The sequence below is a fragment of the Phycisphaerae bacterium genome, assembly GCA_035275405.1.
In the GTDB taxonomy this organism is placed as follows: Bacteria; Planctomycetota; Phycisphaerae; order UBA1845; family UTPLA1; genus DATEMU01.
On record DATEMU010000012.1, the window covers coordinates 422,718 to 448,273 of the forward strand.

At 62.6% G+C, this 25,556-nt stretch carries 34 protein-coding genes and 1 pseudogene; 33 read left to right on the forward strand and 2 right to left on the reverse strand.

The annotated features are described in order from the left end of the window. Nucleotides 1-38: 38 nt before the first annotated feature. Nucleotides 39-770, reverse strand: a complete 732-nt coding sequence (locus tag VJZ71_14595) for a hypothetical protein (GenBank protein ID HKQ49297.1) — start codon at nt 768-770, stop codon at nt 39-41. Nucleotides 771-1,227: 457 nt separating this feature from the next. On the opposite strand from VJZ71_14595, the gene VJZ71_14600 reads away from it, so the two are divergent. Together VJZ71_14600 and fusA are read left to right on the forward strand one after the other, a co-directional pair. Further along, complete coding sequence (locus VJZ71_14600) at nt 1,228-1,803, forward strand: PEP-CTERM sorting domain-containing protein (GenBank protein ID HKQ49298.1); 576 nt, start codon at nt 1,228-1,230, stop codon at nt 1,801-1,803. A 165-nt stretch (nt 1,804-1,968) separates the two neighbouring features. Next, nucleotides 1,969-4,086, forward strand: a complete 2,118-nt coding sequence (gene fusA, locus VJZ71_14605) for an elongation factor G (protein HKQ49299.1) — start codon at nt 1,969-1,971, stop codon at nt 4,084-4,086. A 116-nt stretch (nt 4,087-4,202) separates the two neighbouring features. On the opposite strand, the gene VJZ71_14610 is transcribed toward fusA, so the two are convergent. Beyond that, complete coding sequence (locus tag VJZ71_14610; GenBank protein HKQ49300.1) at nt 4,203-5,006, reverse strand: hypothetical protein; 804 nt, start codon at nt 5,004-5,006, stop codon at nt 4,203-4,205. A gap of 471 nt (nt 5,007-5,477) precedes the next feature. Between VJZ71_14610 and rpsJ the strand changes: the two genes are divergently transcribed. The 31 genes and pseudogenes from rpsJ (at nt 5,478) to VJZ71_14765 (ending at nt 25,523) form a co-directional block, all read left to right on the forward strand. Then, nucleotides 5,478-5,786 (forward strand): 30S ribosomal protein S10, encoded by a 309-nt coding sequence (gene rpsJ, locus VJZ71_14615; protein ID HKQ49301.1) that lies wholly within the window; start codon nt 5,478-5,480, stop codon nt 5,784-5,786. 136 nt (nt 5,787-5,922) lie between these two features. Next, complete coding sequence (rplC, locus tag VJZ71_14620) at nt 5,923-6,594, forward strand: 50S ribosomal protein L3 (protein HKQ49302.1); 672 nt, start codon at nt 5,923-5,925, stop codon at nt 6,592-6,594. Nucleotides 6,595-6,648: 54 nt separating this feature from the next. After that, nucleotides 6,649-7,296, forward strand: coding sequence for a 50S ribosomal protein L4 (gene rplD, locus VJZ71_14625; GenBank protein HKQ49303.1), 648 nt, complete (start codon nt 6,649-6,651; stop codon nt 7,294-7,296). Nucleotides 7,297-7,304: 8 nt separating this feature from the next. Beyond that, complete coding sequence (gene rplW, locus VJZ71_14630) at nt 7,305-7,616, forward strand: 50S ribosomal protein L23 (protein HKQ49304.1); 312 nt, start codon at nt 7,305-7,307, stop codon at nt 7,614-7,616. Between the two features lie 55 nt (nt 7,617-7,671). Beyond that, nucleotides 7,672-8,541, forward strand: coding sequence for a 50S ribosomal protein L2 (gene rplB, locus VJZ71_14635; protein HKQ49305.1), 870 nt, complete (start codon nt 7,672-7,674; stop codon nt 8,539-8,541). Nucleotides 8,542-8,587: 46 nt separating this feature from the next. Next, nucleotides 8,588-8,902: a 30S ribosomal protein S19 gene (rpsS, locus tag VJZ71_14640; protein HKQ49306.1), complete on the forward strand. Its 315-nt coding sequence runs from the start codon at nt 8,588-8,590 to the stop codon at nt 8,900-8,902. Between the two features lie 46 nt (nt 8,903-8,948). Then, entirely contained in the window at nt 8,949-9,290 is a 342-nt protein-coding gene (gene rplV, locus VJZ71_14645; GenBank protein ID HKQ49307.1) for a 50S ribosomal protein L22, read from the forward strand. Between the two features lie 12 nt (nt 9,291-9,302). Further along, nucleotides 9,303-10,022: a 30S ribosomal protein S3 gene (gene rpsC / locus VJZ71_14650; protein ID HKQ49308.1), complete on the forward strand. Its 720-nt coding sequence runs from the start codon at nt 9,303-9,305 to the stop codon at nt 10,020-10,022. Nucleotides 10,023-10,046: 24 nt separating this feature from the next. Further along, entirely contained in the window at nt 10,047-10,466 is a 420-nt protein-coding gene (rplP, locus tag VJZ71_14655) for a 50S ribosomal protein L16 (GenBank protein ID HKQ49309.1), read from the forward strand. 24 nt (nt 10,467-10,490) lie between these two features. Continuing rightward, complete coding sequence (rpmC, locus tag VJZ71_14660) at nt 10,491-10,736, forward strand: 50S ribosomal protein L29 (protein ID HKQ49310.1); 246 nt, start codon at nt 10,491-10,493, stop codon at nt 10,734-10,736. Between the two features lie 100 nt (nt 10,737-10,836). Next, entirely contained in the window at nt 10,837-11,061 is a 225-nt protein-coding gene (rpsQ, locus tag VJZ71_14665; GenBank protein ID HKQ49311.1) for a 30S ribosomal protein S17, read from the forward strand. A gap of 50 nt (nt 11,062-11,111) precedes the next feature. Next, the gene (gene rplN, locus VJZ71_14670) at nt 11,112-11,525 is read left to right on the forward strand and encodes a 50S ribosomal protein L14 (GenBank protein HKQ49312.1); all 414 of its coding nucleotides are present in this window, start codon (nt 11,112-11,114) and stop codon (nt 11,523-11,525) included. A 25-nt stretch (nt 11,526-11,550) separates the two neighbouring features. Further along, nucleotides 11,551-11,901 (forward strand): 50S ribosomal protein L24, encoded by a 351-nt coding sequence (gene rplX / locus VJZ71_14675; GenBank protein ID HKQ49313.1) that lies wholly within the window; start codon nt 11,551-11,553, stop codon nt 11,899-11,901. 45 nt (nt 11,902-11,946) lie between these two features. Continuing rightward, entirely contained in the window at nt 11,947-12,501 is a 555-nt protein-coding gene (rplE, locus tag VJZ71_14680) for a 50S ribosomal protein L5 (protein HKQ49314.1), read from the forward strand. Between the two features lie 59 nt (nt 12,502-12,560). Next, complete coding sequence (locus tag VJZ71_14685; protein ID HKQ49315.1) at nt 12,561-12,746, forward strand: type Z 30S ribosomal protein S14; 186 nt, start codon at nt 12,561-12,563, stop codon at nt 12,744-12,746. Between the two features lie 18 nt (nt 12,747-12,764). Then, on the forward strand, nt 12,765-13,163 hold the full coding sequence (gene rpsH, locus VJZ71_14690) for a 30S ribosomal protein S8 (protein ID HKQ49316.1): 399 nt from the start codon (nt 12,765-12,767) through the stop codon (nt 13,161-13,163). Nucleotides 13,164-13,201: 38 nt separating this feature from the next. Next, the gene (gene rplF / locus VJZ71_14695; protein HKQ49317.1) at nt 13,202-13,792 is read left to right on the forward strand and encodes a 50S ribosomal protein L6; all 591 of its coding nucleotides are present in this window, start codon (nt 13,202-13,204) and stop codon (nt 13,790-13,792) included. Nucleotides 13,793-13,809: 17 nt separating this feature from the next. After that, nucleotides 13,810-14,178 carry a 50S ribosomal protein L18 gene (rplR, locus tag VJZ71_14700; protein ID HKQ49318.1) on the forward strand — a complete coding sequence of 123 codons (369 nt, stop codon included), beginning with the start codon at nt 13,810-13,812 and terminating at the stop codon, nt 14,176-14,178. Between the two features lie 75 nt (nt 14,179-14,253). After that, on the forward strand, nt 14,254-14,766 hold the full coding sequence (gene rpsE / locus VJZ71_14705; GenBank protein HKQ49319.1) for a 30S ribosomal protein S5: 513 nt from the start codon (nt 14,254-14,256) through the stop codon (nt 14,764-14,766). A 70-nt stretch (nt 14,767-14,836) separates the two neighbouring features. Next, a pseudogene (gene rplO, locus VJZ71_14710) lies at nt 14,837-15,286 on the forward strand (50S ribosomal protein L15). Nucleotides 15,287-15,540: 254 nt separating this feature from the next. Continuing rightward, nucleotides 15,541-16,947, forward strand: a complete 1,407-nt coding sequence (gene secY / locus VJZ71_14715; GenBank protein ID HKQ49320.1) for a preprotein translocase subunit SecY — start codon at nt 15,541-15,543, stop codon at nt 16,945-16,947. Next, complete coding sequence (locus VJZ71_14720) at nt 16,944-17,591, forward strand: adenylate kinase (protein ID HKQ49321.1); 648 nt, start codon at nt 16,944-16,946, stop codon at nt 17,589-17,591. The genes secY and VJZ71_14720 overlap by 4 nt, the downstream gene beginning before the upstream one ends. A gap of 53 nt (nt 17,592-17,644) precedes the next feature. After that, nucleotides 17,645-18,424 (forward strand): type I methionyl aminopeptidase, encoded by a 780-nt coding sequence (map, locus tag VJZ71_14725; GenBank protein HKQ49322.1) that lies wholly within the window; start codon nt 17,645-17,647, stop codon nt 18,422-18,424. Between the two features lie 29 nt (nt 18,425-18,453). Next, nucleotides 18,454-18,570 carry a 50S ribosomal protein L36 gene (rpmJ, locus tag VJZ71_14730; GenBank protein HKQ49323.1) on the forward strand — a complete coding sequence of 39 codons (117 nt, stop codon included), beginning with the start codon at nt 18,454-18,456 and terminating at the stop codon, nt 18,568-18,570. A gap of 29 nt (nt 18,571-18,599) precedes the next feature. Continuing rightward, nucleotides 18,600-18,986, forward strand: a complete 387-nt coding sequence (rpsM, locus tag VJZ71_14735) for a 30S ribosomal protein S13 (GenBank protein HKQ49324.1) — start codon at nt 18,600-18,602, stop codon at nt 18,984-18,986. A gap of 33 nt (nt 18,987-19,019) precedes the next feature. After that, on the forward strand, nt 19,020-19,412 hold the full coding sequence (gene rpsK / locus VJZ71_14740) for a 30S ribosomal protein S11 (protein HKQ49325.1): 393 nt from the start codon (nt 19,020-19,022) through the stop codon (nt 19,410-19,412). Between the two features lie 24 nt (nt 19,413-19,436). Beyond that, on the forward strand, nt 19,437-20,072 hold the full coding sequence (rpsD, locus tag VJZ71_14745; protein ID HKQ49326.1) for a 30S ribosomal protein S4: 636 nt from the start codon (nt 19,437-19,439) through the stop codon (nt 20,070-20,072). A 122-nt stretch (nt 20,073-20,194) separates the two neighbouring features. Next, a complete protein-coding gene (locus VJZ71_14750) occupies nt 20,195-21,367 on the forward strand; it encodes a DNA-directed RNA polymerase subunit alpha (protein HKQ49327.1) in 1,173 nt (390 codons plus the stop codon). A gap of 30 nt (nt 21,368-21,397) precedes the next feature. Next, on the forward strand, nt 21,398-22,099 hold the full coding sequence (gene rplQ / locus VJZ71_14755) for a 50S ribosomal protein L17 (GenBank protein HKQ49328.1): 702 nt from the start codon (nt 21,398-21,400) through the stop codon (nt 22,097-22,099). 12 nt (nt 22,100-22,111) lie between these two features. Continuing rightward, entirely contained in the window at nt 22,112-22,540 is a 429-nt protein-coding gene (locus VJZ71_14760) for an HIT family protein (GenBank protein ID HKQ49329.1), read from the forward strand. Nucleotides 22,541-22,595: 55 nt separating this feature from the next. Beyond that, nucleotides 22,596-25,523, forward strand: a complete 2,928-nt coding sequence (locus VJZ71_14765) for a CARDB domain-containing protein (GenBank protein ID HKQ49330.1) — start codon at nt 22,596-22,598, stop codon at nt 25,521-25,523. The last annotated feature ends 33 nt before the right edge of the window (nt 25,524-25,556 follow it).

The window sequence follows — 25,556 nt, forward strand, 5'->3', positions numbered from 1 at the left end:
CTCTGGACTCTCTTGAGATGCTGCGGCAGAAGGGGTGGTTACTTCGATTCGCTGAGATCGACGACGGGGACGCCGGGAGGGGGCTTGAAGACAAACCGTTCGGGCTTGAGTGGAGGGTCGAGCTTGATGTCGGTCAATTCGGTTAGTTGGATTCGTTTGCCCGTGGCATCGTGTCCGGTGCTACGAATGCGGATGCCGGACTCCTTGGTCAGATAGTAGATCGTTTTGGCCGGTCTACCGGGGGCACGGGTCTTGGGAACGGTTTCGAGGACCCAAACCTCGTGTGATTCGATGTTCGCATCGGGAAGAATCCGGAAGTTAAAATCGCGCTCAAGGCTCGCAAAGAAGGCCTCGTCCGCGAGCACCGTCTGACTGGGCATGGGCTGGGCACGGGTGGCGGAGGGAGGCTGGCCGGCGGTGGTGCTGATCGTGTAGGCGTACTTGCCGTCGGAAACCGTCTGAATGGTCTGGTCGACCACGGCGGTCCTGCCGGCGGCGGTCTGCGTGACAGCGTTCTTCAGATCGACCCGAAACAGGAGTCGTCCTTTGCTGCGGAGGTGTTCGTAGGTTCCGGTGGCGTGGGACCGAATTTGGGCATTGCTTGCGAACAAGTCCGTGGAAATGGTGATATTGGCGGCGAGTGACTTGTGCGCCGCAGCCTGTTGCCGGCAGGTGTTCTTGATTTGTTCGATTGTGGAAGGTGGAGTTGCTTCCTGTGGCGGTTGCGCGGTTGATAAGACGGTCATCACGAAAAAGGCAAGGGCGGACATGAGATCGGATTCTATGAGTGATCTGCCGAATGGGCATGTGCGAGACACCGCCTTTTTGGTGTTTTTATCACATGGAGGGGTGTGCAGAAGCACCCGCGGCTGATAACGGTACAACCAGTCTCGAAGGTCAGGTTTCGGGTCCGAATCGGTCGGCTTAATTCGATCCGAAGGGGTTGGCGGGGATGCCGGCGTGAGGCGCGCCGGGCAAAACGGAGCATATCGGACAGCGCGTAAGTTGTTTATATTTAGTATGTTACTTAACCTTTGAATCGTTGGCAAAGAGGTTAAATGGTCCCGGAAAAATGCTCAAAAAAAAGAGAAATCGTTATCAAGAAGGGTTGACTTGGGGGGCAGGTTCTGGTAACGTACCAGTTGAGTTCGAGGCAGTGCACAGGCACTGGAAAAGAAGCTATCTACGCCCCACGGAAAAGGCGTAACCAGTAACGGAGGAGATGAAATGCGAATCACAGCACTTATTACGGGATTGGTTTTGTTGGCGGTTAGCCCCGCTAACGCGGTTTTCATTGGTTTCGATTCGGAGCCGAATGACACCACTGGAACGGCGGATCCGTTGATCAGCGATGATGGTGATTTCAACACCCCGACCTGTACCCTCAGCGCGGACGTTGGATTCGGCACATTGGCTGCCGGCAACGTCGACTTCTACAGCGTCTTCATCCCGGCGGGATGCATCCTGACCGCGACCACGACTCCGCTGAGCCCGTTCGGCAGCGTTCCTGACACGCTTCTCGCTATGTTTAATCCCGCCCTGATCCCGGGTTCCACCAACGACGATGCCGGGAATCACGTCAATGGTACGGGTTCAAACCGCGGATCGACGATCCGGTTTTTGAGCCTGGTATCGCAGACGTACCAAGTCGGCGTTACGGGTTTTCTCGATTCTGATTTTAACGGCACCGGTCACACTCAAAACGGCGATTATCTTTTGACGGTCAGCATCACCCCTGAGCCGGCGACGATTGGTTTGCTGGTCGGCGGCCTGTTGATCGGCCTGCGACGCCGCGTTCGCTAAGTTCGGTTTACTACACTTTCGCATTTCAAACGCCGCGAGGGTTGTCCTCGCGGCGTTTTTTTTGCGCGCTTTTTTCGCAGGCCGGCGCGATATACTTTGCAGCCCTTGCCGCCGATTGACGGGACGGTAAGGCGGGTGGGTCGATGTCAGGCGGGTAGGTTGTTCATGTCGGAAACCTCGGACGGGAGCGATAGCGGCAGACCCTCGGCCCTGGCCAGGGTACGCAACATCGGGATTGCGGCACATATCGACGCGGGGAAGACGACCACGACCGAACGCATCCTGTTCTATACGGGCCGGACGCATCGGATGGGGGAGGTCGATGACGGGACGACCACCACGGATTTCGACGAGCAGGAGCAGAACCGCGGGATCACGATCTTCAGCGCGGCGGTGACCTGTCCGTGGAAGGACCATCGGATCAATCTGATTGACACGCCGGGGCACGTCGATTTTACGGCGGAGGTCGAGCGGAGCCTGCGCGTACTCGATGGGGCGGTCGTCGTGTTCGACGCGAAGGAGGGCGTGGAGGCGCAGTCGGAGACGGTGTGGCGGCAGGCGCGGAAGTACCACGTTCCCTGTCTTTTCTTCGTCAACAAGATGGACAAGATCGGGGCGGATTTTTTCATGTCCGTGGCGTCGACCGAGAAGCGCCTGGAGGCGCATCCGGTGCCGGTGCAGATTCCGATCGGGGCCGAGTCGACGTTTTCGGGGGTGATCGATCTGCTGACGATGAAGGCGCTGCGCTTCACGGGTCCGCAGGGAACCATTGTCACGGAGGAGGAGATTCCCGAGTCGCTCTCGGAAGAAGTGCGACATTGGCGACATCATCTGGAAGAGAAAGTGTCCGAGACGGACGACGGATTGATGCACAAGTACCTCGAGGAGGAGGCGCTGGGCGAGGCGGAGATCAAGGCGGCGCTGCGGCGGGCGACGATCGCGGGGAAGCTGCACCCGGTCTTCTGCGGATCGGCGCTGAAGAACACCGGCGTCCAACCGCTGCTGGACGGCGTCGTGGACTATCTCCCGTCGCCGGTCGAGCGACCGCCGGTGGATGGGGTGGTGTCGCCGGATGATCCGACGAAGGTTGCAAGGAAGCCGTCGCGGGATGAGCCGTTTGCGGCGATGGTGTTCAAAATCGTGGCGGAGAAGCCGCTGGATTTGTATTACCTGCGGATTTACAGCGGATTTCTCAAGAGTGGCTCGCGGGTGTTCAACGCGAATACGGGTAACAAGGAAAACCTCAGCCGGATGTTCCGCATGTTCGCGAAGCGGCGCGAGCAGATCGACGAGGCGTCGGCGGGCGATATCGTCGCGGGCGTCGGGCTGAAGGAGGCGCTGACGGGGCACACGCTCTGCGACGCGCGGGCGCCGATCGTCCTGGAGCGGATCGAGTTCCCCACGCCGGTCATCAGCGTGTCGGTCGAGCCAAAGAACACGAAGGACAAGGAGGCGATGGGGGAGGTGCTGGCCAAGATGGCCCGGCAGGATCCGACGTTTCGCTATGGGATCGACGCGGAGACGGGGCAGACGATTATCAGCGGGATGGGCGAGCTGCACCTGGAGGTGCTGACCTACCGGCTGGAGCACGATTATCGCGTGCCGGTGAGCGTAGGGCGACCGCTGGTGGCGTATCGGGAGGCGATCACGCACGCCGCGGAGGCGGAGGCACGGTTCATTCGGCAGACCGGCGGGCGTGGGCAGTACGCGGTGGTGACGCTGCGGGTCGAGCCGATCGCGGTGGAAAAGGGACACGACGCGTTTGAGTTTGTGGATGCGACGACCGGGGGGGCGGTGCGGCGGGAGTTCGTGAACGCCGTGGAGCGCGGGGCGCGAGAGGGGATGCAGATGGGGGTGCTGGCGGGGTACGAGGTGCTGAACGTGCGGGCGACGCTGCTGGACGGGAAGGAACACGACGTGGACAGTTCGGAGCTGGCGTTTGAGAACGCGGGGCGGCTGGCGATAGAAGAGGCGATGAAGAAAGCGGGGCCAGTGCTGCTCGAACCGATCATGAAGCTGCAGGTGACGGTGCCGGACGAGTACTTCGGGGCTGTCAGCGGGGACATCAGCGCGCGGCGGGGGCTGATTCAGGATACGGAGATGCGGGGCAGGCAACGCGTGATCCATGCGCAGGCGCCGCTTTCGGAATTGTTTCAGTACGCGACGAAACTGCGGACGCTGTCGCAGGGACGGGCGGGACATTCGATGGAGCCGCTGGCGTATGAGCCGATGCCGCCGGGATTGCAGCAGGAGCTTTTGCGCAAACATGGGTACATCGAATGAGCGATTGGCCATGAGGCGATGGGATTCATGGGAAGAATGGGAAGTATGGGGCGGCGGGGGGCGACAAGTGTTCGCCCTTCGGCGGCGAGAACCTTTTTCCGTCTTCGGCGAGATTCCTAACTTGAGTTGAGGAAGGCGCCGGGATCGAAGTCGGCCAAGATTCGCCGGCGAAGGGCTTCGCGGCGGGGGTCGGGGTCGGGGAGATCGGCGAGATCGAGGCGCGGGGCGAGGGGGTCGGGGAGGGAATGCGGAAGTGGGAATGCGGAATGCGGAATGGGCGAAGGGGAAGCGACCGAAGCGACAGGATTACGATGGACTGGATTTGGGACGGTCGGGGCCGGGGGATTTGAGATATCAGGAAGCGGCTCGGCGGGAGCCTCGCCCTCCCGGAGTTTTTCGGATTCGGCGCGGAGGTCTTTGCGCTGGAGGTGCGCGGCGATCTTGCAGAGGCGCGACAGGTCGTTGTTTTCGCTGCGCGTCTTGGCGGCATCGGCTTTTTGCGAGGCGTTCTCCATTCGGCGGCGGGCGATTTCGACGTTGCTGGCGGCCTGGTAAATTCGAGTGAGGCGGTTGAGGGCGGTGAGACCGGCGTCGTCGTCGAGGCTGGCGTCGAGGAGGCGGAAGGCGAGGACGCGGGGGACGAGTTCGACGGGGTCCTGTTCGGCATCGCAGGAGCGGGCCATTTCGATGAGGGCAGCAGAACGGCGGACGCGGCGGGCCCAGTAATAAAAGGCGGTGAAGCTGATTCCGAGGCGATCCAGTTCGAAGTGCTGGAAACAGTCGTGGTAGGTCCAGGGGTTTTTGCGGATGAGGGCTTCGACCAATTTGGCGCGGAGTTCGGCGTCGGCCTTTTTGAAGAGTGAGGATTTGCTGTCGGACTTTTCGACGGCTTCGCAGAGTTCGGCAATGGTATCGGGCATGGAAATTCAACCTCGCGAGAAATGGCGCTTGAAAACTCCTGAAGTTCCTGAAATTGGGCGCGTCGGCGCGGAATCTCCGGGGCCAGTGATCAGAGGTCAGTGAGGCGAGGGTGGCTGGTTTCTCCCGGCGCGCCGGGATCGACTTGGCGTACCTTTGCCCAGCCGGGCCGCTTCGTCACCCACAGCGGGTAACGCTACGGTGGCCTCCTCTTTTTTCCTGACTACACTCTCTATCCCTGCTCAGCGCTCCCTCTAAAACGGGAGTGGGCTGAGGTAGCCTGGGAATGTCGCAAGATATTGTGGCGACGATGGTTAGGATGGCATCGCCTTCCAGGGCTCCTCTCCCTCTCGGGGGCCAGTGCTTTAAGAGCGGGGGCACCTTGACATCGGCAGCGGGCGTGGTACGCTGTCTGGTCTTGCCTTGCCCGGCGTCGGGCAGCAGGAACTGGCGCTGGCGGACAGGTTTAAGCCGTGGCACTCGATCGAATTCGCATTCGAATGGAAGCCTACGATCATCGCGCGCTGGATGGCTCAGCGCGGGAGATTGTGGAGCACGCGAAGCGCACGAATGCGCGGGTGCGGGGACCGATCCCGCTGCCGACGCGGATCGAGCGGTACACGGTCTTGCGCAGCCCGCACGTCGATAAGAAGTCCCGCGAGCAGTTCGAGATGCGAACGCACAAGCGGGTGATTGATATTTTCGAGCCGACGGCTCGGACGGTGGAAGCCCTCAACCGGCTGGTGGTGCCGGCGGGCGTTTTTGTAAAGATCAGGGCGTAGACCGGACGCGCATCGGTCAGCGGACACTCGAACCGAGTATCGAGTTCGTCGAACCCCTCTTTTAAGACAACCCAGCGCGTGAGACGTATCGCGCGCACGACGGAACAACCGGAATGGTAAGGGATATCCTGCCATCATGAATGCAGCGATTTTAGGCAGAAAAGTCGGCATGACCCGCGTGTTCGCGGAGGACGGCGCTTCCGTGCCCGTGACGGTGGTGGAGGCAGGTCCCTGTCCGGTCCTTCAAGTGAAGACGAAGGAGACGGACGGCTACGAGGCGGTGCAACTCGGGTTCCTGGACGCCAAGGCCAGCCGAAGCACACGACCGCAGATCGGCCATACGCGGAAGGCACAGTCGAAGCCGCAGAAGTTCGTGCGGGAGATTCGGCTGCACGAACCGACGGAGCGCAAGGTCGGGGAAAAGATCAGCGTCGAGGTGTTTTCCGAACAAGAGATCAAGTACGTCGACGTGGTGGGGACGAGCATCGGCAAGGGATTTCAGGGGGTCATGAAGCGGCATCATTTCGGCGGGCAACCGGCCACGCACGGGACCGAGCGCAAGCACCGGTCGGCGGGCGGCATCGGGGCCTCCGGTAATCGCGGTTTCGGCCGATGCATCAAGAAGGGCAAGAAGATGCCGGGGCATATGGGCCATGAGCGAATTACGGTTCGAAACCAGAAGCTGATCTCGGTGGACAAGGATCGAAATCTGCTGCTCATCGAGGGGGCGATTCCTGGTCCGGACGGCGGTTACGTGGTGGTGTACCAGGCGAAGACGAAGGGCGCCCCGAGTAAGAAGGGCAAGTAGACAATGGTCGCGGGCGTGGAAACGCCGCGGCCTTTTTTGTTGGCTGCGAATGTCATGATTGAGATACCGGTGCTGAACATCAAGGGCGAGAAGGTGGGGAGCGAGAAGCTCGACCCGGCGTCGCTCGGCGGGAAGGTGCGACTGGACCTGCTCAAGCAGGCGGTAGTGACGTACCGCGCCAATCAACGGCAGGGGACAGTGACGACGAAGAGTCGGGGGATGGTCCACGGTTCTTCGAAAAAGCTGTACCGGCAGAAGGGGACGGGCCGGGCGCGAGCGGGCAATCTACGGACGCCGGTTCGCGTGGGCGGCGGTCATGCGTTTGCGAAGGTGAACCGGGATTTTTCGAAGAAGCTGTCGCGAAAGATGCGGCGTGCGGCGCGAGACTCGGCGATTCTGGCGAAGGCGATATCGGGGACGGCGATGATCGTCGATGGACTCAAGTTTGACGCGCCGAAGACGGCGACGATGTCCAAGATGCTGAAGGCGACGAAGGCGGATCGCGGGGCGCTGCTGGCGTACGCGACGGACGACGCCAATATGCTGCTCTCGGGGCGGAACATCCCGAATTTCGACATCAAGCGCGTCGGCGACATCAACGCGTATGAAGTGATGAAGGCCCGGCGGCTGATCTTTACGCCGGAGGCCTTCGCGGCGTTTCGGAAGGAACCGAGCGGGGCGGCCCGTTCGGCGAAGGTTTAGGTGCGACGATGGATATCTACCATGTGATCCGGCGGCCGCTCGTGACCGAGAAAGGCACGCACCAAAGCAAGCAGTCGTTCGGGGCGACGCGGACGCGCGCCGGCCGCGGCGGGGCGTACAGTTTCGAGGTCCACCCCGGGGCGAACAAGATCGAGATTCGGGACGCGATTGAGAAGATTTACAGCGTGAAGGTCGCCAATGTGCGGACGAGCGTCCACGCTGGGAAACGGCGGCGGTATCGTTTCAAGACGGGATTGACTCGCGGCTGGAAGAAGGCCGTGGTGGTATTGGAACCGAATTTTCATATAGACCTGTTTTAGGAAACAGCACCGTCCGCCACAGAGGGCGGATGCTATAAGAAGCGACGGATAAGCCATGGGTATCAAGATCTACAAGAAGACGACCGCGGGACGACGGCAGTCCAGCGTGAACGACTTCGCGGAGTTGACGGATCGCAAGCGGCGGCCGTTCAAGTCGCTGTGTCGGCCGATGGTTTCGACCGGGGGGCGCAACAATCAGGGATTCACGACGTCGCGGTTTCGCGGCGGCGGGCACAAGAAGCTGTATCGGGTGATCGACTTCAAGCGGAACAAGGACGGGGTGACGGCGGCGGTGGAAGCGATCGAGTATGACCCGAACCGGAACTGCTTTATCGCGCTGGTGCGCTACGCGGATGGGGAGCATCGTTACATCCTGGCGCCGAACGGCCTGAAGGCGGGCGACAAGGTGATGAGCGGCTCGGGGGTGGAGCCCAAGCTGGGTTACACGATGCCGCTGGCGGAAGTGCCGGTGGGGATGGACGTACACAATATCGAGATGATCGCCGGGCAGGGTGGAAAGCTCGTTCGATCGGCGGGGGGCGCGGCGAAGCTGGCGGCCCGCGAGGCGTTGTGGGCGACGATCATTCTGCCATCCGGGGAAATGCGGCAAGTTCGCGTGGAGTGCCGGGCGACGATCGGCCAGCTCGGCAACGTGGACTACAAGAATATCAGTTGGGGCAAGGCCGGCCGCAGTCGGTTTCGGGGTCGCCGACCACACGTGCGAGGGACGGCGCAGAACCCGGTGGCGCACCCCCTGGGCGGCGGCGAGGGTCGAAGCGGCGGCGGTCGTCATCCGTGCAGCCCGACGGGCGTGTTAGCCAAGGGCGGGCGGACGCGGAATCCGCGGTTGAATTCGAATCGACGGATTTTGCGGCGGCGGAAGAGCCGGCGGTATGGACAGGTGTCGCTGCCGCGGAAGAAGTAAACAGAATTCACCGGCGGAGCGTCGCCGGATTGATGAGAGAGCGAACATGGGACGCAGCTTAAAGAAGGGACCGTTTGTGGACCCGCGGCTTTTTGAGAAGGTCGAGCGGGCGGTGCGCGACGGGAGCCACGAGGCGATCAAGACGTGGGCGCGGCGGTGCACGATTCCGCCGGAGTTCGTGGGCAAGTCGTTCGACGTTCACAACGGCAAGATTTTCAAGCGGGTGTTCGTGACGGAAGACATGGTCGGGCACAAGCTCGGCGAGTTCAGCCTGACCCGGATTTGGAAGGGTCATGGCAGCGGCAGGAAGACCGAGGAAGCGGCGGCCGGCGGAGCGCCTGCGGGCCCGGCGAAGAAGTAGGGATTGGATTTGCACCGGCTATTAGCCGGCGCCACAAAGGTTGGTCATGGCAGCGTGGACATCGACACATCGATATGCACGAATCAGCCCGCGGAAGGCGCGGTTGGTGACACAGCTCATCGCCGGTCGGCACGTGGACGAGGCGCTGGAGCTTTTGAAGTACACGAAGAAGCGGGCGTGCACGCTGGTGGACAAGGTTCTGCGAACGGCAATGGCCGACGCGGATGAGCAGGAAGGGAACGTCAAGAAGTTGTACGTCCACGAGGCGCGGGTCGATTGCGGCCCGACGATCAAGCGCTTTCAGCCGAAGGACCGCGGCCGGGCGCATTCGATCCTGAAACGAACGAGCCACATCGTGGTGACGGTGGGCGAAGGCCCGAGAAAGTAAAGAAAACGGCGTATGGGACAAAAGGTTCATCCAATCGGTTTTCGCGTCGGAGTCACTGAGGACTGGCGGTCGCGCTGGTACGCGCCAAAGGCGGCGTACGCCGAGTTTCTCATTGAAGATGAGAAGATCCGGAAGCTGATCGACGTGCAACTCAATCGGACGTCGCCGTTCGCGGGATGCGCCGGGGTGGAGATCGAGCGGACGCGAAACGAAGTGAAGGTGGTTCTGGCGACGGCGCGACCGGGCATGGTGATCGGCCCGAAGGGGGCGGAGGTCGACAAGCTGCGGGAGAAGCTGGAGGAGCTGATCGACCGCAAGGTGGCCGTCAATATCAAGGAGATCAAGAACCCGGATCTGAACGCGCAGCTCATCTCCCTGGATATCTGCGAGCAGCTGAAGAAGCGGGCGAGCTTCCGGCGGGTGATGAAGATGCACTGCGAGTCGTCGATGCAGGCGGGTGCGCTGGGGGTCAAGATCATCTGCAAAGGGCGACTGGGCGGGGCGGAGATGTCGCGGCAGGAGACGCAGAAGCTGGGCTCGATTCCGTTGCAGACTCTGCGGGCGAACGTGGACTACGGTTTTGCCCAGGCGTTTACGACGTATGGGGCGATCGGCGTTCGGGTGTGGTTGTACAAGGGGGAATATCGGGATTTGAAGGAAGCGGAGCAGGCGGTGGAGCCGGCGGGCGGCGAAGGCGGCGACGGTCGGCGTCGGCGCGGCGGGGCGGAATAGTCAAGCGAAGCGGGAGCGCATGAGATGGCATTGATGCCGGCACGAGTGAAGTTTCGCAAGCACCATCGAGGGAAGGTGCGCGGGAATGCCACGCGCGGCAACAAGGTGTCGTACGGGGAGTACGGGTTGCAGACGCTGGAGGCGGGCTGGATATCGGGGCGGCAGATCGAGGCGGGGCGGATGTGCGCGTCGCATTATCTGCAGCGGCAGGGGCGTGTGATCATCCGGATATTTCCGCACAAGAGCGTGTCGAGCAAGCCGCTGGAGACGCGCATGGGCAAGGGCAAGGGCGAGCCGGATTACTGGGTCGCCGTGGTCAAGCCTGGGACGGTGCTTTTTGAGATCGGCGGAGTCGAGGAAGACGTGGCGCGGCAGGCGCTTTCGCGGGTGGCGCGGAAGATGCCGCAGCGTTGCCGGTTCGTCCGGCGGCGACACGGGTTGTAGGTTTTCAGGCGACGGTGATTCGAGATGAAGATCGGCGATTTGCGAGAACTGAAGACCGACGAGCTGCACAATGAGCTGGACCGGCTGCGCCGGCACCTGTTCGATCTGCGCAGCCAGCGGGTGACGGAAAAGCTGGAAGACCCGTCGCAGCTTCGCAAGACGCAGACGAATATCGCCCGGATCTTTACGGTCCTTCAGGAGCGCGGCGAAAAAGACGTGGAGCAAAAGCAGTACCACCTGGAATCGGTGGGCACGGCGAGGAAGTCGTAACGGCACCAGACAGGGAATCGAGCGGACGATGACGAGCATTCAAGACACCCAATCAACGTCGACGGCAGCAGACGCCCAGCGGCGCGGGCGGCGCAGCCGGATGGCGATCGTGGAGTCGGATCATCAGGACAAGACGATCAAAGTGCGGATCGACCGGTCGATGAAGCACCCGAAGTACGGAAAGTACATGAAGCGGCGGGGCATGCTGCACGTGCACGATGAGAAAAACGAGGCGAAGGCGGGCGACTGGGTAGAGATCGTGGAGTGCCGGCCGATTTCGAAGCTGAAGTCATGGCGTCTGGCGCGGGTGATACGGAAGGCGTAGGAATACGGTGAGGAGCACCGGCTAAAAGCCGGTGCCACAAGGCTGGCACGATGATTCAAGCCGAGAGCGTAGTGGATATCGCGGACAACACCGGGGCCAAGCAGGCCATGGTGATTCGCGTGTTGGGGGGCTCGACGGGCCGGCAGCGGTTCACGCGGCGGACGGCGAGCGTCGGGGACATTGTGGTGTGTACGGTGAAGAAGGCGTTGCCGAACAGCGACTACCTGGTGGGCAACAACCGCAAAGAGCGGAGCAGCCGGCGAAAAGTCAAGTGCGTGGTCGTGCGGACTCGATCGCCGGTGCGGCGGCCGGACGGCAGCTACGTTCGGTTCGACACCAACGCGGCGGTGATTATCGACGAGGAAAAGAATCCCAAAGGGACGCGCATTTTCGGGGCGGTCGCCCGGGAGCTGCGGGACAAGGGGTTCATGAAGATCGTTTCGTTGGCCACCGAGGTCGTTTAGGGCCTCGGGCGGCGATAGGTGAATGATGGCGGCGAAGGTCAGAAAGAACGATCGAGTTGAAGTGCTCTCCGGCGATCACAAGGGAGAGCAGGGGCGCGTCCTGCGCGTAGATCCGGTGAAGAACCGAGTGTTCATCGAGGGAGTGAACCTGGTTTACCGGCACCTGCGGCCGAGCCGGACGAACCCGCAGGGCGGGCGTATCCGCAAGGAGGCGCCGGTGCATATCTCCAACGTCATGCCGGTTGATCCGAAGACCGGGCGGGGGAGCCGGGTGCACTTCGAGGTTGACCGGGACAAGAGCGGGAAGGTGACGGGGAAGCGACGGGTGAGCAAGGGCGGTACGGCATTGGAAGAAGCGAAGGCGGCGGCGAAGTAAGGACGACGAGGCGCGCGGCGCGAACAGCCGCGGCGGGTAACGAACATGGCTCGGCTACTTGAGAAATACAAGACGCAGGTTCTTCCGGAGCTGCAGAAGGAATTCGGACGGACGAACCGGCTTTCGATACCGAAACTGGAAAAGATCGTGGTGTCGATGGGTGTCGGCAAGGCGGTCGCGGAAAAGAAGCGGATTGACTCGGCCCAGAAAGAGCTTTCGCAGATCACCGGCCAGAAGCCGGTTGTCTGCCGGGCCCGCAAGGCGGTGTCGAATTTCAAGCTGCGCGAGGACATGCCGATCGGCGTGATGGTGACGCTTCGCGGGCAGCGGATGTACGAATTTCTGGACCGGGTGATCAGCATCGCGATCCCGCGTATTCGCGACTTTCGGGGGTTGAACCCGAACAGCTTCGACGGTCGCGGGAACTACAACATGGGCCTGACGGAACAGACGGTGTTTCCGGAAGTGGACGCGGACAAGGTGGAGTTTCAGCAGGGGATGAACATCACCCTGGTGACGAGCGCGCGGAACGACGCGGAGAGCCGGCGGCTGTTGATGCTGATGGGCATGCCGTTCCGGCGGGATGAGAAGGAATCGTAGGTTTATCCTGTAAGAGGATTTGCACCGGCTATTAGCCGGTGCCACACGCGAGGTCGTTGATGGCGAGAAAGTGCTGGAGGATCAAGGCCGCGGCGAAGCCGAAATTCGCGGTGCGCGGCTATACGCGATGCCTGGTGTGCGGGCGGTCGCGCGCGGTTTACAAGAAGTTCAAGTTGTGCCGGTTGTGTTTCCGGTCCCTGGCGCTGGAAGGGAAGATCCCCGGCGTACGGAAGGCGAGCTGGTAAGCGAGGTAGAGAACGAGCATGTGGAGTGACCCGATCGCCGATTTATTGACCCAGCTTCGGAACGGCCTGCGCAATCATGCGAAGCAGGTGACGCTGCCGTACAGCCGCGTGAAGATCGCCATCTGCAACGTGTTCAAGGAGGAGGGGTACGTTTCGGAGGTTGAAAAGATTCCGGGCACGGCCGGCCGGGACCTGCTGCGCGTGACGCTTAAGTATGGGCCGCGCGGCGAGCAGGTGTGGACGCACGTTCGGCGGGAGAGCAAGGTCGGATGCCGCAAGTACGTGGGCGCGAACGAGATTCCGCGGGTGCTCAACGGGATGGGCATCTCGGTGTTGTCTACGAGCCACGGCGTCATGAGCGATCGGAAGTGCCGGGAGAAGAAGATCGGCGGCGAGTTGATTTGCACGGCGTATTAGTCACCGGCGATTAGCCGGTACCAGACAGGGTAGCGACGATGTCACGTGTTGGAAAAAAACCGATTGCCTTGCCGACCGGGGTCAAGGTGGACGTCAAGGGCAGCGCCGTCAGCGTGACGGGCCCGAAGGGGACGCTGTCGTGGTCTCATGCGGCCGGGGTCAGCGTATCGCAGGCAGGCGGGTCGAGTTCGATCCAGGTGACGCGGGCGTCGGACAGCTCCAAGCATCGTGCCCTGCACGGGACGACGCGGGCGTTGATTCAAAACATGATCGTCGGCGTGTCGCAGGGCTACGAAGAGAAGATGGAGATTTACGGGACCGGTTACGGCTGCTCCGTGTCGGGTCAGACGCTGAATTTGACGGTGGGTTACTCGCACCCGATCGCGCTGCAGATCCCGGCGGGGGTCAAGGTGTCGATTGATGTGCCGGCGACGAAAGGCGATGAGACGCCGGCGAAGCTGACGGTCACGGGGATCGACAAGCAGGTGGTGGGTCAGTTCGCGCGTTCGATCAAGGACGCTCGGCACCCCGAGCCGTACAAGGGCAAGGGCGTTCGTTATGCGGGTGAGCAGATCAAGCGGAAGGCGGGCAAGGCCTTCGCCGGCGCAGGCGGCGGGGCGGGCGGCTGATCGCCCAAGGTGAGATTGTGAACGCAAGAGCATTGAAAAAGACGAGATTGCAGCGGCGCAAGCGACACGTTCGCCATCGGATCTTCGGGACGCCGGAGCGGCCGCGACTGTCCGTGAGCCGGAGTCTGCGGCACATCAGCGCGCAGCTGGTGGACGATACGACCGGACGAACGCTTTGCGCGGCGGGGACGAACACGAAGTCGCTGTCTGGGCAGGTGACGAACGGGGCGAATTGCAAGGCGGCGGCGCTGGTGGGGCAGGTCCTGGCGGAACAGGCGGTGATGCACGGGATCAAGCAGGTGGCGTTCGACCGGAATGGGCGGCGGTATCACGGGCGGATCAAGGCGCTGGCGGACGCGGCTCGCAAGACGGGATTGGTATTTTAGGCGGATGCCTAAAGGGTAAAGCAATGCACCGGCAATTAGCCGGTGCCACACAAGGCCGGGTGATTGATGGCGAAAATGGGTAGAGGCCGGCAGCAGCAAAGCGGGGAAGCGCAAGAAGGCCCGTCGTACGACGACAACGTGGTCAAGGTTTATCGCTGCGCGAAAGTGGTCAAGGGCGGCCGACGGTTCAGCTTTGCGGCGCTGGTGGTGGTGGGGGATCGGAACGGCCGCGTAGGGTACGGCTACGGCAAGGCCAACGAAGTGCCCTCGGCGGTCGAAAAGGGCCGCAAACAGGCGACGCGGTCTATGCGACCGGTGCGTCTGAGCGGGTCGACGATTCCGCATACGGTGATGGGGCGGTTCGGATCGAGCAAGGTGCGGCTCCTGCCGGCGAGCGAGGGAACGGGCGTGATCGCGGGGACGAGCGTTCGGGCGGTGTTGGAGCTGGCGGGCGTCCATGATTGCCTGACGAAGGTGTACGGATCGACGAGCCCCAAGAACCTGGTTAAGGCGACGTTTGACGCGCTGGAGACGTTGCGGGATCGATCGATGATTGAGCAGTTGCGGGGCGTGAGCATAGCGGGTTAGTGACATCGGCAGGTCTCGAAGGCTCGACCTGCCGCACCGGCTATAAGCCGGTGCCACACAAGAGGACGCGATGAACATCACAGAAGTGACAACCCAGGTCGGCGCCCATCGGAAGCGTCGGCGCGTCGGGCGCGGCGAGGGGAGCGGCTGGGGCAAGACGTCGGGCCGCGGCCACAAGGGTCAGGGCGCGCGGAGCGGCGGGACCCAGGGCGGCCGGTTGATTGGCGAGGGCGGCGTGTTTCCGCTGTTTCGGCGATTGCCGAAGGTGGGGTTCAACAACAAGAACTTCCGGACGGAATATCAGATTGTCAACCTGGCGGACCTGGAGTCGCGGTTTGAGAGCGGCGGTCACGTGACGGCGGCGGCGCTTGCGGAGATTGGCCTGATTCGGGACGCGAAGGGGCCGGTGAAAGTGCTCGGCGACGGCGAGATCAAGAAGAAGCTGGTCGTGGAGGCGGAACGTTTCAGCGCGCAAGCGGCGGCGAAGATCGAGGCGTGCGGCGGGACCCTGAAGCGGCTCGGCCCGCAGCCGAAGAAGAAGTTCATCAAGCGGCCGAAGCCGGCGCCGGTCAAGACGGAAGGCAAGGCCGAGGGTGGGGCGAAAGACGCCGGCGCCAAGGATGAGACCGAGGCGCCCAAGAAGGCGAAGGCGAAAAAGAAGCCGGAGGCCGAGGGTCAGGCGGGCGGCGGCAAGGAAAAGAAAAAGGAAAAGAAACCAGACTAGGCCGGCCGGTCTGCGGGAGTCGCAGCCGCCGAGCGGGATGATCGATCGACGTGTTTAAGGCGTTTCTGAACATCTTCAAGGTGAAGGACCTGCGGAACAAGATCCTGTTCACGCTGGGGCTGCTGTGCGTCTATCGAATCGGATTTTACATTCCGCTGCCCGGTGTGGATCAGGATCAGTTGACGCAACACTTCGCCGGCCTGGGCGGCGGGGCGGGGGGAGCGGGCATCCAGCAGCTCACCGAAGCGTTCGCGATGTTCACGGGCGGCAACCTGCAACAGAGCACGATCTTCGGACTGGGAATCATGCCGTATATCTCGGCGTCGATTATTTTCCAGCTCCTGGGAACGGTGATTCCGTCGCTGGAAAAGCTGAAGCAGGAGGGCGAGGCGGGCCGCAAGAAGATTCAGGAATATACCCGTTATGCCACAGTCGGCATCTGCGTGATACAGGGGGCGTTCTGGCTGAAGTACATTCAGGGGAACCAACTCGTGTACAGCGATTACACGAGCTTCTCGGCGAGCTTCGGGCCGACGCTTTCGTTCTGGCTGATCGGCCTGACGGGGATGACGGCAGGCACGGTGTTCTTGATGTGGCTCGGCGAGCAGATCGACGAGTACGGGATCGGCAACGGTGTGAGCCTGATCATCATGGCGGGCATCGTAGCGCGGATTCCCAATGCCGTGTTCTGGGTGATTGACAACGCTTCGATGGACGTGGGCGGCGAGGCGCAGATGGGGCCCGCCAAGATCGTGTTCCTGATGGTGGCATTCGTCGGCGTCGTCGCGGGGTCGATCCTGATTACGCAAGGTCAGCGACGGATCCCCATTCAACAGGCCAAACAGATGCGCGGCCGACGGGTGTTGGGCGGTCAGCGGCATTACCTGCCACTTCGGGTCAATCACGGCGGCGTCATGCCGATTATCTTTGCCAGCAGCCTTTTGATCTTTCCGGGGCTGGTCTTCGACTGGCTCGCCCGGTTGTTTGAGTCGACCGGGTTTTTGCAGATGCTGGCATCAGAATTCAACCGGACGAGCTTCCTGTACTCCATCAGCTACATCGGCCTGGTGTTTTTCTTCGCGTACTTCTGGACGACGGTGCAGTTCCAGCCGAAGGAGATGGCCAACCAGCTTCGGGACTACGGGAGCTTCATTCCCGGGCTTCGTCCGGGCAAGCGGACGGCGGACTATCTTGAGACGGTCATGACGCGGATCACGTACGTCGGGGCGGGCTTCCTGGCGGCGATCGCGATCATTCCGCAGATCATGGCGTCGGCAATGGACATTCCCATGGCCGTTTCGTCGTTTTTGGGCGGGACGGGCCTCCTGATTGTCGTGAGCGTCGGGTTGGACCTGGTGCAGCGGATCGAGGCGAACCTGGTGATGCGGAATTACGGCGGATTCCTGGATCCTGACGGGGGCGGCGGCGGCCCCCGTATTAAGGGAGCTTACGCGTGAATGTGGTGCTCCTCGGCCCGCCGGGCGCCGGCAAGGGAACGCAGGCGGTGGGAATCGCGCAGGCTTTCAGCCTGGTGCATCTGTCGAGCGGCGACATTCTCCGGGCGGAGCGCAAGGCGAAGACGCCGCTCGGCCAGAAGGCGCAGGACTATATGGATCGCGGCGTCCTGGTGCCCGACGACTTGATCCTGGCGATGATGTCGGAGCACATCGGCCGGATCCCCGCAGGCGGCGGGTTTTTGTTGGACGGGTTTCCGCGGACGGTGGCGCAGGCGGAGGGCCTGGATGAGCGCCTTGCGGCGAAGGATCGGCGGATCGACGTGGTGGTGAACATGGAGATCGCGGATGAAGAAGTGACGCGGCGCCTGACAGGCCGCTGGTCCTGCCCGCAGGATGGCCGGATCTATCATGAGGAATTTTCCCCGCCGGCGTCGGCGGGTCGGTGTGACGATTGCGGAACGGCGCTGACGCGTCGCAAGGATGACGAGCCGGAGGTGGTTTCGCAAAGGCTGCGGACGTACCACGCGGAAACGAAGCCGCTGGTGGACTATTATCAAGATCGCGGCGTGCTACGCTCGGTGGATGCGAGCGGGGCCGTTTCGGCCGTGACCGCCGCCATCCAAAAGGTCTGTCAGGGCAGATGAGAGAAACGGCAGCGTATGCCACGCGGAGGTCTTCTGACGAGGGCAGGCAGGTCATGCCGGTCCTGAAAAGCGCGCGCGAGATCGGACTGATCCGCGATGCCGGCCGGGTGGTGTACCGGGTCTTGCAGGCGATGCGTGAGTTGACGCGGCCGGGCGTGACGACCGGCGAACTGGGCCGCGTGGCGGACGAGATGATCACGGCGGCGGGCGGCGAGGCGCTCTTCAAGGGCGTCCAGACGAACGCGACGAAGTTTCCGTTTCCGGCGGCGATTTGCGCGAGCGTGAATGAACAGGTGGTGCACGGGATTCCCGGCGATCGCGTGCTCAAGCCGGGCGATGTGATCAGTATCGACTGCGGCGTCCGACTGCGAGGGTATTGCGGCGACTCGGCGACGACGATTCCTGTGGGACGGGTATCGGCGGAGACGCAGCGGCTGTTGGATACGACGGCGTATTCGCTGGACATGGCGCTGTCGGAGATGCGGCCCGGGCGGATGTGGAGCGAGATTGCCGGACAGGTGCAGTCGTATGTGGAGTCGCACGGTTTTTCGGTGGTGCGAGAGTTCGTCGGCCACGGGATCGGGCAGCAGATGCACGAGGAGCCGAAGGTCCCGAACTACACGGACCGGAAGCAGCGAAAGCAAGACTTCCGGCTGGTGCCGGGCCTGGTGATCGCGGTGGAGCCGATGGTGACGATGGGCACGGCGCAGGTGAAGAACGGCGACTGGACGGGCTGGCCGCAGGTGACGAAGGATGGGCGCTGGGCGGCGCATTTTGAGCATACGGTGGCGATCACGGAGACGGGGATCGACATCCTGACGGACGGCAATTAGCGGCGCGATGAGCGTCGGGAGCGACGGCGATGAAAGTACGAAGCAGCGTGAAGCGGATATGCGAGAATTGCAAGGTGATCAAGCGTCGAGGCGTGGTGCGCGTGATTTGTTCGTCGAATCCGCGGCACAAGCAGCGGCAGAGTTAGTCGGGGTTTTGCGACGGGAGTAACGGCAGATGCCACGTATCGCAGGCGTTGATATTCCGAATGAGAAGCGCGTGTTGATCGCGCTGCAGTACATTTACGGCATCGGGCCGCACCACAGCCAGGCCATCCTCAAAGAGGCGGGGATCGGTCACGACGTGCGGGCGAAGAATCTGACGGAAGATGAGATCAGCCGCGTGGCGGGCATCATCGACCGCAATTACGTGGTGGAGGGTCAGCTTCGCCGGCAGACGACGCAGAATATTTCGCGGCTCAAGGACATTCAGTGCTACCGGGGAACCCGGCATCGGCGCGGGTTGCCCGTGCGCGGGCAGCGGACGCGGACGAATGCGCGGACGCGGAAAGGCCCGAAGAAGACGGTGGCCGGGAAGAAGGGCGTGAAGGAATTGCGGAGTTAACCGGGACAGCGGCCCCTGAGGAGACGAGACGACGTGGCAAAGACAGAAGAGAAAAAAGCGAAGCGCAAGACGCGGCGAAACGTGGCGAAGGGGATCGCGCACGTCAAGGCGACGTTTAACAACACGATGATCACCATCACCGATCTCAACGGCGAGACGCTGTGCTGGCAATCCGCCGGGACGGCGGGGTTCAAGGGGACGCGGAAGAGCACGCCGTTCGCGGCGCAGCGCGCCGGGGAGTCGGCGGCGAACGCGGCGCGGAAATTCGGCGTGACGGAGATCGAGGTTCGGGTGATGGGGCCGGGCAGCGGCCGGGAATCGGCGGTATCGGGATTGCAGTCGGGCGGGTTGCGGATTCAGTCCATTGAGGACGTGACGCCGCTGCCGCACAACGGCTGCCGTCCGGCGCGAAAACGAAGAGTTTAACGGGAAGATAGTGCAGGAAACGATATGGGAAGAGATTTAGGTCCATCTTGTCGAAAATGTCGCCGCGAGGGCATCAAGCTGATGCTCAAGGGTTCGCGGTGCGAAACCGCCAAGTGCCCGATGGAAAAGCCGTCGCGAAACATGCCACCGGGGCAGTCGCGGGCGTTTCGGCGGGGACAGGCGAGCGAATACGGCAAGCGGCTGCGCGAGACACAGAAGGTCAAGCGGTACTACGGTCTGTGGGACAAACAGTTTCGGCGGTATTTTGAGCGTGCGCAGCACTCGACGGAGAACACGGGGCGGGCCCTGATGGGGCTGTTGGAACGGCGGTTGGACAACGTGCTGGTGAAGCTCGGGTTTTCGCCGTCGCGGAAGGCGGCGCGGATTGCGCTGGCGCACAAGCACTTCACGGTCAACGGGGAGTGCGTGAACAAGCCCGGTCTTCTGGTGAAGGTCGGCGATCGGATCAGCGTTCGTCGCAAGGAAGCGAGCCAGAAGATGGTGCGGGCATGCATGGATGTGGACCCCAACCGATCGGTGCAACCGTGGTTGAAGCTGGATCCGGCGAATCTGGAGGGGAGCGTGATGGCGCTGCCCAGCCGGGACGATGTGCAGATCCCGGTGGAAGAGCAGTTAATCGTGGAGTTTTGCAGCCGATGATGATCGCGGAGCCCGTCAATCTGGAGTTCCGCCCGTCGGTAGTGATGGACGAAATGCGGCGGCCGATTCCGGCCGGACGCTCTACGCGTGGATGCGGCGCGCATCCCCGGGAGGTAAGTGCGATGCGAATTCGGTGGCGAGGATTGGAATTGCCCACTCGTGTGTTGCGGGATGAGTCTGCCTCTACGCCCACGTATGGACGGTTCATTATCGAGCCCTTCGAGCGGGGCTTCGGCACGACGATCGGCAATAGTCTGCGCCGGATTCTCCTGTCGAGCCTGGAAGGGGCCGCCGTCACACACGTCAAGATCAAGAACGCCGAGCACGAGTTCACGACGCTGACCGGCGTGGTGGAGGACGTGACGGTCATTATCTTGAACATCAAGGCGTTGATCGTGAGACTCACGTCGGAGACGCCGAAGACGATGCGGCTGGCGGTGCGGGGTCAGGCGGGCAAGACGGTCGAGGTCCGCGCGGCGCAGATTGAATGCGATCCAGCGATCGAGATCATCAACAGGGACCAGCTCATCGCCACACTGACGGACAGCGTGGATTTCGAGGTGGAGATGACGGTGGGTCACGGCCGGAGTTATGCGACGGCAGACGACCACAAGCCGCAGGATCAGGACCAGATCATCGGGGTGATTCCGGTGGACTCGGTGTATTCGCCGGTGACGCGGGTGCGGTATCGCGTCGAGGATACGCGCGTCGGCCAGCGGACGAACTACGACCGGCTGGTGCTGGAAGTGTGGACGAACGGGACGATCCTTCCGGAGATGGCGTTGGTCGAGGCGGGCAAGATTCTACGGAAGCACCTGAACCCGATCGTGCAGTATTTCGAACTGGGGAGCGGACTGGCGGTGACGCCGAGCGATGCGGGCGGGGGCATGGTGGGCGGCATGGGGGGTATGGACGCGGCCAAGCTGGCGCGGCCGATTTCGGACCTGGATTTGTCGGTTCGGGCGAGCAACTGCCTGACTTCGGCGAATATGTCGACTATCGGTGATCTCGTGCAATGCGACGAGGCGGCGCTGCTGCGGCTGCGGAGCTTCGGGAAGACTTCGCTGCGGGAAGTGAAGCGGAAGCTGGCGGATCATGGATTGTCGCTGCGGGTCGATCCGAACGCCGTTCCGGTGGACATGGAAGGCGAAGAGGCCGCGGAGGACGAGGGGCTGGACGGCGCCGGGGCGGAGGAGTTTGGGAACGCGTCGATGGGGACGAACCCTTTCGGCACGGTAACGCCGCCGCCCTTTGCGACGCCACCGCCTTCACAGACTGCGCATCATCCGAGTTAACCGCGAGAGATAATCGAGGGTTGAGATTCCATGAGACATCGAAACGCAGGACGGCACCTGGCGCGGACGAGCGCCCATCGGATGGCGATGCGGCGCAACATGGCGCAGAGTCTGTTTCAATACGGGCAGATCACGACGACACTGATCAAGGCGAAGGAGGTCCGCCCGTTCGTGGAGCGAATCATTACTCTAGCGCGGGAGGGCACGCTGCGCAGCCGGCAGCGGGTGGTCGCTCTCCTGGGTGACCGGGCGGCGCTGTCGAAGGAGGAGCAGGAGCAGTACGATCCGATGAGCTACGCGCAGCGGCACCGCGTGCTGGTTTCGCGATCGGGGCGACATCATCGCACCGGCAAGGTCCCCGCGAGTTACAACAAGAAGGAGTATCCTTTCGTGGCCCGGTCGGTGGTGAACCGGTTGTTCGAGGACATCGCGCCGAAGTTCAAGGACCGTCCCGGCGGTTATACGCGGATCATTCGCCTGGCGGACCGGCGGATCGGCGATGCAGGGGATCTGGCGATGCTGCAACTGGTCGGCAATGAAACCGCGCCGGCGGAGAGTTCCAAGAAGAGTTCCATTCGGCGGCGGCAGAAGACCGGCGATCGCATTCGCTATCTGGAAGGCAAGGAGTCGAAAAAGAAGTCCCGGCCTTCCGGCAAGAAAGCTGCCGAATCGAAAGCCGCCGCACCGAGCGATGAGGCCGCCGATTCGGGAACCGCTACGACCAAAGATTAGGGGCGCGCGATCATGCAGGCGGGGTCGTGCATTTTTTGTAAGATCGCCGCGGGGGAGATTCCAGCGCTGCGCGTGCTGGAGGCGAAGGACGCGGTCGCGTTTCTGGATATCGGGCCCCTCGCGCCCGGCCATCTGCTACTTATACCCAAGGCCCATTACACCAGCATTCTCGATGTACCTCCGCCCGCCCTCAGCGAGCTGGTCTCGCATTTGCCGGGCCTGGCGCGGGCCGTGCTGCAAGTGACCGGCGCCAGCGGGCTGAATATCCTTCAGAACACGGGGGAGTCGAGCGGTCAGGCGGTGTTTCATTTGCACTTCCATCTGATTCCGCGGACGGCTGGCGATCGATTGGGCTATCGGTGGAACGCGGGGAGCTATTCGGCGGGGCAGGGCGAAGCGCTGCAAGGGCGGATCGTCGAGACACTGAAGAGCCGCGTGTGATAGACTTCTGGGTAGAGCGCCCGGTGAATCCGGGCGGCGCACCCCGGAGCGTATCATGAAGCGAAGCATCCTTTTGTTAAGTTTCATCGCCGTCATCGGCATTCTTACAACGGAGTGGTCGGCCGCCGCGCCTGACACTCCGGCGACGCTGCCGACTGCGCCCGCGCCCAGCGTTTCCGCCGAGGGCCTGTTTGCCTATCACTTCGAGAAGGCGGGGATGCGGTACGTGGATTTGCTGACGCTGCGGGACGGCTCCAAGCGCCTGGGGAAGGTGATGGAGTGGGCCGATCAGGTGCTGGTCTATGACGCCCAGGGGCGGAGGCGTGCGTATGGGGTGGAGGACGTACGGCAGATTGAGTTTCGGCGATTTCGTCGGCATCGCGCGCTGCCGGGCCAGCCAGATCTGACGGTCTCGTATGTCGAGCGGCTGCCACGCGATCCGAGCTGGCATGGGCGCGTGGCGGTGGAGGGGGGCACGGCGCTGGTGGAGATTGACCGGGCCAAGACGGCGTGGCGTCCCGATGAGGGCGCGACGGTCACGTTCAAGGTCCACGTGCTTAATAGCGGCCAGGCGGAATCGCAGGCGGGTCCGTGCAAGATCTCGGTGGACGGGGCGGAGATTGCCGCGCCGAGCGTGCCGGTTCTGAAGGCCGGAGAGGAGCACGTCGTGGAGGCGACGTGGAAGTGGAAATCGGGCGATCACACGCTACGCGTGGAAGTGCTACCGGACGGGCAGATTCCCGAGGTCGTGCGCTGGAACAACGAGTTTGAGGAGCCGGTGCAGGGGCTGGGCGTGGCGGTGGTGGTGGCGCGGGACCGGTATGGGGCGTTCGCCCGCGTGGCGAACATGGGGGATTCGTACGGATTCGCGGATTGGGTGCAGTATCAGCTTCGCGTGTTGAACGCGCTATTGGCGGCGTCGGTGTACCCGACGAGTCCCGGAGGCATTCTCGAGCGGGTGCGGTGCGATCGGATTATCGTAGTTGATGATCCATACGATGCGGACGACCGCGAGGTGTGGGAGGCGGCGCTGCGGCGCGGCGGGGCGGCGGACGGGCTCGCGGAGTATGCCGCGCTGATGGTGTTTGGACGTCTCGGGGAGGATGAAGATCCGCTGCACGATGCGTTGAAGGTCGATTGGCCGAGGCTCAAACAAATCGGAATCGATCTGGGTCTGGTCGATCTTCTGCAGCTCGATACGGAGCCGTGGCAGTGCCTCGCGGTGGATCCGCATGGCCGCTACGTGGAGCGCGGTCATGTCTTTCCGTGGCAGAAGACCATGATGTATGCGCCGGGCCCGTTTCCATTCAGCGAGACCGAGGCGGCGTTTCTCAATCAGGTGCGGGGGCAGCCGCGCGGATCGCAGGGCGATTATCTCCTGCAATTGCCGGCGAAGGTCATCGTCGAGGTTCGCTCGACGACCGGACGGCCGCTGCCGAACGTGCAGGTGGATGCGTATCAGCTTCAGGGATTTGGGGAGTATGCGGGATATATTGCCGGTGCGGGGGGTGGAGAACCGATCTACTCCGCGACGACCGATGAATCCGGGCGGCTGGCGCTGATCGACCAGGAAGCGCCGACGCAAACTTCGCCACTGGGGTACGAGGTGCGGCCGAATCCGTTCGGCGCGATCGCCCCGGACGGTTCGAATGCGCTGCTGCTACTGGCGATTCGCGACGGAGCGTCGGCGGAGTATCACTTTTTGCGGCTGAATGACTGCAACCTGGCCTACCTTCACGGGCAGAAAAAGGAGTACGTCCGGGAGATCGCGACGAGGCTGGGCGACGGGCAATCGCTGGTGCCGCCGGCGACGGCAGCGGTGATCGTAGAGGAGCGCAAGGAGGCCCAGCCGCCGATGTACATCAGTTGGACCGCCCCGCCGACCGTTCCGATCGGACTGGTGGAGGAGTTTCGGGTTTACAAGAAGACGAGCTTTGCGGGGGAAGATGAGCGGCCGTGGAATCTGGTTGCGGCGCTGAAGAAGGGACCGATGCGCTGGGCGATGCGGTACGACGGCGAGTATTTTGACGAGCCGGCGCCAGAGGCGGGCTTTTCGCGAGATACATTTTATGCGGTGTCGTCCGTGGATTACGAGGGGCGGGAAAGCGGTTTGTCGGGACCGGGGTATCTCGCGTACGGGAAGGAGGCGCTGAAGTTCGCCATCGACCGGGACGCGGGGTACATCACGCTGGCGGGAGTGGGTCCGGGTCGCCATGGCGACTCTTCGACGCGGATCCTTCGTTGGGACGGGCAATTCGGGACGCAGCCGTTCGGCGTACGGAGCGTGCGGTTTCCGGAGTATCGGCCGGGATTCGGCGGGATTGCGATCAGCGCGGATCATCGGCTCGTGATTGCGGATCCGGTGAACCATGTCCTGGCGTATTACGACGAGCAGGGGAACCTCGACGCGACGCTGCCGGAGCGGACGATGTGGCCCGGCTTCGCGAGCGACGAGCCGGGAGAATTCAATGTGCCGTTTGACGTCGCGGTCGATACGGGCGGCCAATATTACGTCGCGGATTTCGGGAATAACCGCGTGCAAATCCTCGATTCAACGGGGCAGTTTGTGGGGCTGGTGGATGAGGAGTTTCGCTTTGTCGGCCCTCACGCGGTCGCGATTGCCAACGGGCATTTGTGCGTGACAGATTCGGCGGGGACGCGGTGCCGCGTGTATGACTTGCGCGGCGAGCGGGTGAAGTTCGTTTGCGAGCTGCCGCCGTTAATTGACGCGGACCGGGGGCTGGTGAGCCGGACAGGGAAGGTGTACATCACCGGTCGGGCGACGAAGGCGACGGATCCGGGGCTCCTGGTTTATACGCCGACCATGGATCGCGCGTTGTACGATCGCGCGATTTACGACATGGAGATGGGGAAGGTCTATTCTCCGCGGGGGATGTATCTGTACATCAACGCGCTGGATGAAGATTACGGGTATTGCGTGAATAAGTTTCCGTTTGATATGCGAAGGTGCAGGTTGGAATGAGAATGTGGAATTAAGAACGTTAACTACAGAGGC